Raw genomic sequence first — 10022 nt, forward strand, 5'->3', positions numbered from 1 at the left:
AGAAATTTTCGATTTTTCTTTCTGGTTAGAAGCCGAAGCTTTTAACCAACTGATTTAGCTTCTAGCCTTGCTCCGTAAGAGCCGCTGCGCCGTGTCAGTGGATGCGCATTATAGGGAGATCCGTTTTCGGTGCAAGGCTTTTAATTTGAATTCGTCAAATTTTGACTTGTTCGAGCAAAAAACACCCATAACGGTCACTTTTTGCTCTTTATCACATTAATTTGACCGCTTTATTCGGATTAATGTTAAAAAATTGGAAACAGCTTCAAGCTTATGCTTCATTTAATTGCTAAATTACCCATGACTTGATTTTGCCTTATTGCCTTATTACTCGGCCAAATCATGTCTTAAGCACAATTTAAAACAGCTAATTACAATTATATTCTATTATCAGGGGTTCTATTAATCATGAAATCGTCCAACACACTAGGATTGTCTGTGTTGCTTTCTCTTGCACTGGCAGGTGTAGGTTTTGTTATTACCTATTTTCTACAACCAGATTCAGCTTTCACCTTCGCTTTAGGCATAGCCATTGGTGGTATCGCCATTGCACTGTTACCGAAGCGTTCACCTGTGGCTGAGACATTCACCACTAAAACCTTATATGTCGGTAATCTTCCCTATCGCGCGAATGAGGCGGCTGTGCGCCAGCTATTTTCGGAACACGGACGCGTGGTTTCAGTTCGTTTGATGAAGGACAAACAAACGGGTAAGCGCCGTGGTTTTGGTTTCGTTGAGATGCCGGAGGCTGATGCACACCAAGCCATTGCTCAATTGAACGAAAAAGAGTTTCAACAAAGAACACTTAAAGTTCGTGAAGCAAATGAGCGCGCAGCCCGTGATGATGGCAATGCTGAAGAGTAGGCCCTAAAAAACCTTTAGCGAACTAAAGCCCATTGCTGACAAAGCTGGATTTAGTTCGCTCACTTCTTGATTCATCTCGGTACAATAGATGGCCAACTTTCTTTCTTTAGTCAACCTATCGCCCAACAAGCTTTCTACACGCTTAGCAATCGCAGCCCCTGAGTCAACTAACATCACATCCGCTCCCAACGCTTGTTCAATTTCTTGATTAAGTAATGGAAAATGAGTGCACCCTAATACCACACAGTCTGGTTTAGGTTCAGCATGTCGCCAAGGCGATAAGATTTCATCTATGGTTAATTGGGCCACGGGCTGCTGTCTTAACTTTTGTTCCGCCAACTTAACCAGCTCACTTGAGCCGATGCGCAACACCTGCACATTAGGCGCAAAGTCCCTAATCAAGTTATCTGTGTAAGTTCGACTCACTGTGCCTGGGGTGGCTAATAAACCAATGCAGGCCTTTTGGGTTTGATGGGCGGCCGGCTTAATGGCAGGCACTACCCCCACCACAGGCACCGCCAACATTTGACGAAGTGGCTCCAAGACAAGGGTGCTCGCACTATTACAAGCAATCACAACTAACTCAACCGACCATTTTTTCAGCGCACGCTGCATTAGGTCACACACACGTTGTATCAGTATGTCATCCGTCAGCTCACCGTATGGAAACAAGGCGTTGTCGAATAGATAGGTGACTGAGAGCTCGGGCAACTGCTTAGCTATTTCTTGATATACAGATAATCCGCCCACACCGGAATCGAAGATTAGAATGCTCACCTAAATATACCTTGCTGCCTTTTTAAATACTGAACAAGTTGCGATTGTCACTTGTTTTATCACTTCACTGCAAGTCAGGGGACAAAATTGTCGCCGCTTTATCTGGACAATATTGACTAGCTGGTTAGAATTTGCCTTTTTCAGCTGCACCTTGAGGTTTATATGTCTTGTCCCTTTATCCAACCTGATTCTTATCAACAGCAGCTGGAGGAAAAAGCAAATCAACTTGCTCAACAATTCTCACCCTTTACCCCACCCGAGTTAGAGATCTTTGCTTCCCCTAAGCAAAACTACCGCAGTCGCTGCGAGTTTCGCGTATGGCACCAAGGCGATGATCTTTACTACATCATGTTTGACCAAGCGACCAAAGCGAAAATCCGAGTAGACCAATTTGGCCCCGGCAGTGCATTAATCAACCAATTAATGCCCGAGCTCATCGAGCAGATCAAAACGATCCCTGTTTTACGCCATAAGCTGTTTCAAATCGACTTTCTCTCAACCTTAAGTGGTGAAATATTAGTCAGCTTGCTCTATCACAAACCCCTCGATGCGCAATGGCAACAACAGGCTCAGCAGCTTAAAGCAGAGCTATCAGGCCGCTACAAAATCGACTTAATCGGTCGCGCACGAAAACAGAAAATTTGCATTGACCGTGAGTTTGTCATCGAAAAACTGACCGTCTTTGAACGTGAGTTCACCTATAAACAGGTAGAGAATAGCTTTACCCAACCCAATGCCAAGGTCGCAGAGAAAATGCTGGAATGGGCGGTAGATTGCACTCGCAATAATCAAGGTGATTTACTTGAGCTATATTGTGGCAACGGTAATTTTTCACTGGCATTGGCCCAGAACTTTAACCGGGTGCTAGCCACAGAAATCGCTAAACCGTCGGTTGAATCTGCACAATACAATATTGCCGCAAATGAAATTGATAACGTCACCATTATTCGTATGTCGGCCGAAGAATTTACTCAAGCGATGAAGGGAGAGCGAGCGTTTTCACGCCTGAAAGGGATAGATCTCAATAACTATCAATGTAACACCATTTTTGTCGACCCTCCTCGTGCAGGACTCGACCCTGCCACCGTAAAAATGGTACAAGAATATGACAACATCTTGTATATCAGCTGTAACCCCGACACATTAGCGGATAACTTAAGTGTGCTAAGTCAAACTCATCACATCACCCGGTTTGCGCTGTTCGATCAGTTCCCCTATACCCATCATATGGAATCTGGGGTTTACCTTCAGCGCAAATAAAGGGTTGGGGCAGCAATGCGCTGCCCTTGGCTCTCTTGGCGATCTTGGCTAAAGCCGCTTGCTATACACTTCCTCATCAAGATCTCGTACGTCAACGGACACGCTGCCCACAAAGTCTACTGACTCGGTCAGGGTTCGGCACAATAACTGGCTTAGTTGGTATTTTTCCTTACTGGATCGCCCTTTCAGTAAAGAAACCGTGAGATGAATGAATTGCCCTTCCCCTTCAAGATCGCCAATACGGTAATAAGGATATGGGTGAGCACGGCTCTTAATCGCGCTAGACGTGAAATAGCCCGACGCTTTTGCTGCATCATGCACGGCATTTAATATGCTGGCGATGTTATGGCTTGTTTCTAACTCTTGCGCATATTCCATTACTAAATGTGGCATGTTAGCCCCCTCTTATTCAGAACAAAAACAGGATGACATACGTTCAGTGTATATCAGTTTAAGTATCTAACAAGGAATGAAAAAGTGACCTGATTACCAAGTTTAGTTAGTTCGTTTTACAAAAAAACTCATCGCTGGGGCGCTTACATAGCGAGAGGGGGGACGCGAATGATGACTCAGCAAGTGCTTGCCACTGGCTGAACCTTGTTTTCTGCTACTTGATACGAGCCAAGCACTTTAACCCGGTACTGGTGATTAATTTGCTCAATCGCCGCTGCGATATCAGCTTGTTCGCAGTGGCCTTCAACATCAATAAAAAAGTGATATTTGCCCAATTGTGACTTGGTTGGACGCGACATGATGGATGTCATATTGATGCGACGATCAGAAAATGCGGTCACTATGCTTCCCAACACGCCAGGCTTATCATGGTCGTCTCGTACCACTAATGTGGTTTTGTAACTTAGGGCAGGATCGATGATTTGTGGCTCTTTACCGAGTACCAAAAACCGAGTTTGATTATGAGCAAAATCCGTCACATTATCGATCGAGAAACAATCGTGATGCCAATCTTTTAGTACGTGATGCGGGATCACCGCCGCCGCGGGCTCAGCCGACTCCTCCAACGCTTGTAATGACAGCATATTACTTTGGGTATTATGGATAGTAATGCCTGTTAAACTTTCGATAAATTCAGAACACTGGCCATGAGCAACAAACTGAACATAAAGCGATCGAACTTCAGCTAAACGACTGCAGTTAGTAACCAGCGCAAACTTGATGGGCAGCAAGATCTCGTCACGAATGTACAGATCGGTTGCCATCAATTCATCAAGCACTACCTGCACATAGCCTTCAGACAAGTTTTCGATGGGTAACACTCCCCAATCGGCCTCATTACCAATTGCAGAAAAGGCCATTTTTAGGGTGGGATAATAGGTTACGCGACACTGTGTATTTTGGCGAGCAAGGTAACTTCTCGTGGCCATATCTGAAAAGGTATCTTTGGGACCTAATGTCGCAACAACTGTCATGCATAACCTCATTCTCTCTAACGAAACTGAGAATTTACATTATCTTGACTCCAGCGTCACCTGCTGTCGCGGCTTGGAGTGATTTTCAGCAATAAAAAAGGCCTGAATCTTCAGGCCTTTCTTTAGTCGTCACGGGATGAGGTTAAATATCCATCACGCCTTTTAATTTCTTCAGGGCATTATTCTCCAGCTGGCGAATTCGCTCTGCTGAGACCTGATATTGACTCGCTAGCTCTTGCAGTGTCGATTTATCATCCGTTAGCCAACGGGATTGTAAAATATGTTGGCTGCGATCATCTAACTGAGCCATGGCTGCACTTAGTTTTGCCGATGCATGGTCATCATAGTTGGCCGCCTCATATTGCTCTGCGACATTAGACGATTTGTCTTCTAGGTACTGCATTGGCGCAAAGCTTTCGTCATCGTCATCACTGGCGAGGTCAAAGGCTTGATCTTGTGCGCTTAAACGAGACTCCATTTCCAACACTTCTTTTTCAGAAACGCCGAGGGATTCAGCTACATTTCGCACTTCGTCTTGATTGAACCAGCCAAGACGTTTTTTCGACTTACGCAGGTTGAAGAATAATTTACGTTGCGCCTTAGTGGTGGCCACTTTGACTACACGCCAGTTGCGTAACACGTATTCATGGATCTCAGCTTTTATCCAGTGCACGGCAAAAGACACCAAGCGCACGCCGACACTCGGGTCAAAGCGCTTAACCGCTTTCATCAAGCCGATGTTACCCTCTTGGATCAAATCAGCTTGGGGCAAGCCATAGCCAGAATAACTTTTTGCTATGTGTACAACAAAGCGCAAGTGAGATAAAACCAATTTACGGGCAGCTTCAACACTCCCTTCATAGAAGAGCTCTTCTGCATAGCGCTTTTCTTCTTCCGCACTTAACACAGAAAATTGATTTACCGATTGAACATAGCCTTCAATGCTACCTTGAGGTATCAACGCCATTGAATAATCTGTACTCATTAGTAACCTTTTAGAATCGATGAGCCGTGTGTCAGTCCCTTATTCTAAGGGCAAGCTGAAAGAATATAGGGAAACATCAGTTAATATGCAAGTGTCTATCCTGAGCAGGTGACGCCAAGCAAGATTTTAGATATGGAGGGTACGTTGTCGGACGCGATTCAGATCTCAGGCCTAATGTACTAATCATACTTTGTACCAGAGGATGATCACTCTTTATCACAATCACCTGCTCTACCTTATGCTGAACCTGTTCGGTTAACTGTTTAAACAACATTTTTCCAACCCCTTGCTCACGATAACTCGCACGAACATATAAACAACGAATATCGAGCTCATTCAAAGAAGAAAGTCGGTACAGAATACAGCCAATCGCATCCCCATTATGACGAGCAATTAATAGTTGATATTCACCTAATTGGAAATCATCAAGTAGTGAACTAGGCATTGCGGCTTCAGCATCCAATTCATTCAGCAATAATTGGACCACAGGAGAAAATAGCGAAGCGTCTTCAAAAGCAAGCGATAGTGTCATTCATAATCCCTTTCGTCGTCTTAACGCACTTAGACTAACCGATCTAAAAAAGTGACACAAGTCACAAATAGTGTTTAGACCAGAATTAGTGACAAATCAGTTAAGATAAATCGTATTTCTGCTATCAACAGAGTAGGCGAGATAATGCCGAGGCAGTGTGAAATTACTATGACGCTTTTAGTGCAGCTTGCTATCGCTCGCACTAAAAACGCAAAAGAGACAGGCCCTAGGGCTCAATGAGGTGTATATGGCGTTTGACGGTGATATAGGAAGAAACCAGTCCAAGCAAAGAAGCAAGGCCTAACATAAAAACAAACTCAGCAAGCGATAAGCCAAGTAATCTAAAATCACTCTGATATAGACCGGCGACACGGATCACTGCAGATTCCATCCACAGCACTAAAGAGCTTGTTAACACCCAAGCTATCATGCCGCCAATCAGGCCATACCATAAACCGGTATACAGAAAAGGCCGATGAATGAACGCATCGGTGGCCCCGACCAGCTTCATCACCTCAATTTCACTACGACGATTCAATATGTTGAGCCGTATGGTATTACCAACGATAAGCAGCACAGAGGCGAGCAATAAAAAGGCAATGGCCACAACAGAATCCACCACTAGGCTGATCATACCGTGTAAACGCTCTAACCACTCAATATCCAGCTTACCTTGTTCTACTTCCTTTTCTTGCTGCAGTTTGGCGAGCAGTAACTTGGCCCCCGCAGGAGAAGCATGTTGTGGCTTAGGTGTCACTTGTACCACAGCAGGAAGGGGGTTTTCATCTAAGAAATCGAGTGCATTACCAAAGCCTGACATCTCTCGAAACTCGACAATCGCTTGTTCCTTTGAGATATAGGTAACCGCTTCCACTTCGCTATACAAACTGATGCGCTGTATAAAGTTCTGAGTTGTTTTTTCACTTAAACCGGGCTGTAAAAATAGGCTGACCTCAGCGGCATTGTCCCAACTTGCGGTAACCCGTTCGGCATTTTTCAACAACAAATGAAAACTGGCTGGCAATGCCAGGCTGATCCCCAATACTGCCATCGTCATTAACGAAGCCATCGGGGTGCGCCAAAGTTCACCCAAACTCCCTACCGCCTGCTGGAAATGGTTTACCCAGTACATTAAAAATCGTTTGTACCAAGGCACTTTAGCAATGCGCGGCGAAGAACCGAGGATATTAAGCATATGAGCCTCCCAACAAACCATCACTGCTCATTTTACCGTTGCGTAATGTCAGCGTGCGGTAACGCATTTTCGCTATCAAGCCAAGATCATGGGTCGCAATCAACACAGAGACGCCCACACTATTAAAGGCTTCAAACAACTTTAAAATTTCAGTAGAAAGCTTAGGATCCAGATTCCCCGTGGGCTCGTCGGCCAACAGTAAAGGCGGCTTATTGACGACAGCACGAGCGATCCCCACTCGCTGCTGCTCCCCTCCCGATAAGTGAACGGGAACACAGAACGCTTTGTCAGATAACCCCACCTTATCTAGCGCCGCCATGACGCGCCGCTCTATCTCGCTTCGACCATAGCCTTCAATGACTAAAGGTAAAGCGACATTTTCAAATACCGTCTTATCCATCAACAATCTATGGTCTTGGAAAATAATGCCGATATGGCGGCGTAAATAAGGCACATGACGCCGCGAAACTTGGCTAATATCATTGCCATTCAAATAGATTTTTCCATCTGAAGGGCGCTCCAATAGGCTGATTAGTTTAAGTAAAGTACTTTTTCCTGCACCCGAGTGCCCGGTCAAAAAGGCCATTTCACCTTGTTGTAAATGGAAGTCTACTTTTTGCAGTGCTTGGTGACTGCCTGAGTACACTTTACTGACTTGCTCAAACTTAATCATGGTCGGCCTATCCTTGGAAATTACTCGCCTTGCTTATCGCGACTGAATAGCGCTTCAATAAATTCATCAGCATTAAAAGCACGTAAATCATCAATCCCTTCTCCAACACCAATGTAACGGATTGGAATACCAAACTTATCCGCAACGGCAAAGATCACACCACCTTTCGCGGTACCATCTAACTTGGTTAGGGTGATACCGGTCAGCCCTACAGCATCATGAAACAACTGCGCTTGGCTAATGGCATTTTGCCCCGTACCAGCATCTATGGTTAACATGATCTCATGGGGTGCCGTTTCGTCTTTTTTCTTCATCACACGAACCACTTTCTTAAGCTCTTCCATTAAGTGGTTCTTGTTTTGTAGACGACCTGCTGTGTCGGCGATTAACACGTCCACATTACGCGCTTTTGCAGCCTCTAAAGCATCAAACAACACAGACGCACTGTCAGCGCCGGTATGCTGCGCGATGACGGGAATATCATTGCGTTCGCCCCATACTTGCAACTGCTCAACCGCCGCTGCACGGAAGGTATCACCAGCCGCTAACATCACTGACTTACCTTCACGCTGATATTGCTTAGCAAGTTTACCAATAGTGGTTGTTTTACCTACCCCGTTAACCCCCACCATTAAGATAACATAAGGCGTTTTTTCTTTATCAATTTCAAGAGGTTTGTTCACCTTTTGCAAAATATCAGACATATCTTGCTTTAAAAGGTCGTATAGCGCCTCCGCATCTTTGAGTTGCTTACGGCTAGCATGGGAAGTTAACTGCGAAATAATCTTAGACGTGGTTTCTACACCTAAGTCAGCAACCAGTAGTTGTTCTTCAAGTTCATCGAATAAGTCATCATCTATCTTCTTGCCACTAAACAACCCAAAGAAGCCACTGCCGATGCTTTGCTTGGTACGACTTAAGCTATTACGCAAACGAGAGAAAAAGCCTGGTTTTTTGGCTGGCTTTTCATCATCTACGGCTTGAGCCTCTTCTGCTGCTTTTGCTTCTTCGGCTAAACGTGCTTCTTCTGCCGCTTTAGCTTCTGCGGCTAAACGTGCTTCTTCCGCTGCTTTGGCTTCTGCGGCTAAACGTGCTTCTTCCGCTGCTTTAGCTTCTGCGGCTAAACGTGCTTCTTCCGCTGCTTTTGCTTCTGCGGCTAAACGTGCTTCTTCCGCTGCTTTAGCTTCTGCGGCTAAACGTGCTTCTTCCGCTGCTTTAGCTTCTGCGGCTAAACGTGCTTCTTCCGCTGCTTTAGCTTCTGCGGCTAAGCGTGCTTCTTCCGTTGCTTGTTCTTGAGTAACTTGACTGTCTGATGATTCGATGGGGGTTTCAACCACTTCCGGCGACTCGCTCGCCTCTTTCTTACCAAACCCTAACCAGGAAAATAAACCTTTCTTTTTCGCCATTTGTGTAAAACCTTACCCGAGATAATAATGCCTGCTAAACTACAGTCCTTTAAATTGCGTGTATGTTAACACCTAAATGCCGGACTAAAAATTACCATGGGCACAAATCAAAGGCTTAGATCGAAACAAAAGGTAAATACTTCATCCAAATCGGGGCAAATCCGCATTATTGCTGGCCAATGGCGAGGAAGAAAACTTCCGGTTAAAGATCTAGAGGGGCTAAGGCCGACCACAGATCGCGTCAAAGAGACCGTATTTAACTGGTTAGCGATGGATGTAAGAGATACAAATTGCTTAGATTGCTTTAGTGGCAGTGGCAGCCTAGGGCTCGAAGCCTTGTCTCGCTACGCTGCGAGTGCCTTACTACTTGAAAGAGACAAAAGTGCGGCCAAGCAATTACAAACCAACTTCGATACGGTAAAAGCGAGTAATGGCAAGGTAGTTTGCACCGACACCCTCGCTTTTCTGGCCCAACCAGCGCAACAAGAGTTTGACTTAGTTTTTGTCGATCCCCCTTTTCGCAAGGGCCTTCTAGAGCCTTGCTGTGAAAGTCTCGAAAATAATGGCTGGCTCAGTGAAAACGCGTTAATTTATGTCGAGCGTGAGAAGGAGCTAACCCAGCCAAACCTACCATCCAATTGGACGTTAATTAAAGATAAAACCGCAGGCCAAGTCATTTATCAGGTCTATCAACGCCAGCCGCAGTAGTATTAGGGGAAACACCTATGGGACCCGAGCTTGCTCGGGGAATAGGTGTATCGAGTTTACTTTTCAGCAGACGTAAAAAAGCCCAAGTCGCTAGACTCGGGCTTTCTTGTTTGGCGCTTGGCGGTGTCCTACTCTCACATGGGGAAGCCCCACACTACCATCGGCGCTGCTGCGTTTCACTTCTGAGTTCGGCAT

The 10022-nt window shown here is 45.3% G+C and carries 11 protein-coding genes and 1 rRNA gene; 3 read left to right on the forward strand and 9 right to left on the reverse strand.

All coding sequences use genetic code 11. From position 1 onward, the window contains the following. The first annotated feature begins 408 nt into the window (after window positions 1-408). Window positions 409-864, forward strand: coding sequence for an RNA recognition motif domain-containing protein (locus K6Y21_RS20765; protein ID WP_233073857.1), 456 nt, complete (start codon window positions 409-411; stop codon window positions 862-864). 3 nt (window positions 865-867) lie between these two features. Here the strand turns inward: K6Y21_RS20765 and murI are convergent, their stop codons facing one another. Continuing rightward, window positions 868-1641, reverse strand: coding sequence for a glutamate racemase (gene murI / locus K6Y21_RS20770; protein WP_233073858.1), 774 nt, complete (start codon window positions 1639-1641; stop codon window positions 868-870). Between the two features lie 162 nt (window positions 1642-1803). On the opposite strand from murI, the gene trmA reads away from it, so the two are divergent. Then, window positions 1804-2901 carry a tRNA (uridine(54)-C5)-methyltransferase TrmA gene (trmA, locus tag K6Y21_RS20775; protein WP_233073859.1) on the forward strand — a complete coding sequence of 366 codons (1098 nt, stop codon included), beginning with the start codon at window positions 1804-1806 and terminating at the stop codon, window positions 2899-2901. Between the two features lie 48 nt (window positions 2902-2949). Here trmA and K6Y21_RS20780 read toward each other — a convergent pair whose 3' ends face one another. The 7 genes from K6Y21_RS20780 to ftsY all read right to left on the reverse strand — a co-directional run bounded on the left by K6Y21_RS20780 (window position 2950) and on the right by ftsY (window position 9119). Beyond that, entirely contained in the window at window positions 2950-3294 is a 345-nt protein-coding gene (locus K6Y21_RS20780) for a 5-carboxymethyl-2-hydroxymuconate Delta-isomerase (RefSeq protein ID WP_233073860.1), read from the reverse strand. Window positions 3295-3470: 176 nt separating this feature from the next. Continuing rightward, complete coding sequence (locus tag K6Y21_RS20785) at window positions 3471-4328, reverse strand: prephenate dehydratase (protein ID WP_233073861.1); 858 nt, start codon at window positions 4326-4328, stop codon at window positions 3471-3473. A 142-nt stretch (window positions 4329-4470) separates the two neighbouring features. Next, window positions 4471-5313 carry an RNA polymerase sigma factor RpoH gene (gene rpoH, locus K6Y21_RS20790; RefSeq protein ID WP_233073862.1) on the reverse strand — a complete coding sequence of 281 codons (843 nt, stop codon included), beginning with the start codon at window positions 5311-5313 and terminating at the stop codon, window positions 4471-4473. Window positions 5314-5389: 76 nt separating this feature from the next. Further along, complete coding sequence (locus K6Y21_RS20795) at window positions 5390-5845, reverse strand: GNAT family N-acetyltransferase (protein WP_233073863.1); 456 nt, start codon at window positions 5843-5845, stop codon at window positions 5390-5392. Between the two features lie 226 nt (window positions 5846-6071). Then, window positions 6072-7040 (reverse strand): permease-like cell division protein FtsX, encoded by a 969-nt coding sequence (gene ftsX, locus K6Y21_RS20800; RefSeq protein WP_233073864.1) that lies wholly within the window; start codon window positions 7038-7040, stop codon window positions 6072-6074. Continuing rightward, on the reverse strand, window positions 7033-7713 hold the full coding sequence (gene ftsE / locus K6Y21_RS20805; RefSeq protein WP_233073865.1) for a cell division ATP-binding protein FtsE: 681 nt from the start codon (window positions 7711-7713) through the stop codon (window positions 7033-7035). The genes ftsX and ftsE overlap by 8 nt, the downstream gene beginning before the upstream one ends. Before the next feature lie 20 nt (window positions 7714-7733). Continuing rightward, window positions 7734-9119: a signal recognition particle-docking protein FtsY gene (ftsY, locus tag K6Y21_RS20810; RefSeq protein WP_233073866.1), complete on the reverse strand. Its 1386-nt coding sequence runs from the start codon at window positions 9117-9119 to the stop codon at window positions 7734-7736. A gap of 96 nt (window positions 9120-9215) precedes the next feature. On the opposite strand from ftsY, the gene rsmD reads away from it, so the two are divergent. Then, a complete protein-coding gene (gene rsmD / locus K6Y21_RS20815) occupies window positions 9216-9827 on the forward strand; it encodes a 16S rRNA (guanine(966)-N(2))-methyltransferase RsmD (RefSeq protein WP_233073867.1) in 612 nt (203 codons plus the stop codon). Between the two features lie 115 nt (window positions 9828-9942). On the opposite strand, the gene rrf is transcribed toward rsmD, so the two are convergent. Further along, a 5S ribosomal RNA gene (rrf, locus tag K6Y21_RS21510) occupies window positions 9943-10022 on the reverse strand; the annotation flags it as partial.

Source organism: Motilimonas eburnea (genome assembly GCF_021295345.1).
Classification (GTDB): Bacteria; Pseudomonadota; Gammaproteobacteria; order Enterobacterales; family CBDFNC01; genus Motilimonas; species Motilimonas eburnea.

Bases quoted from the DNA above. Each gene is read 5' to 3' on its own strand.
- K6Y21_RS20765 (WP_233073857.1), top strand. From the start codon at position 409: ATGAAATCGTCCAACACACTAGGATTGTCTGTGTTGCTTTCTCTTGCA.
- trmA (WP_233073859.1), top strand. From the start codon at position 1,804: ATGTCTTGTCCCTTTATCCAACCTGATTCTTATCAACAGCAGCTGGAG.
- K6Y21_RS20780 (WP_233073860.1), bottom strand. From the start codon at position 3,294: ATGCCACATTTAGTAATGGAATATGCGCAAGAGTTAGAAACAAGCCAT.
- K6Y21_RS20785 (WP_233073861.1), bottom strand. From the start codon at position 4,328: ATGACAGTTGTTGCGACATTAGGTCCCAAAGATACCTTTTCAGATATG.
- rpoH (WP_233073862.1), bottom strand. From the start codon at position 5,313: ATGAGTACAGATTATTCAATGGCGTTGATACCTCAAGGTAGCATTGAA.
- K6Y21_RS20795 (WP_233073863.1), bottom strand. From the start codon at position 5,845: ATGACACTATCGCTTGCTTTTGAAGACGCTTCGCTATTTTCTCCTGTG.
- ftsX (WP_233073864.1), bottom strand. From the start codon at position 7,040: ATGCTTAATATCCTCGGTTCTTCGCCGCGCATTGCTAAAGTGCCTTGG.
- ftsE (WP_233073865.1), bottom strand. From the start codon at position 7,713: ATGATTAAGTTTGAGCAAGTCAGTAAAGTGTACTCAGGCAGTCACCAA.
- ftsY (WP_233073866.1), bottom strand. From the start codon at position 9,119: ATGGCGAAAAAGAAAGGTTTATTTTCCTGGTTAGGGTTTGGTAAGAAA.
- rsmD (WP_233073867.1), top strand. From the start codon at position 9,216: ATGGGCACAAATCAAAGGCTTAGATCGAAACAAAAGGTAAATACTTCA.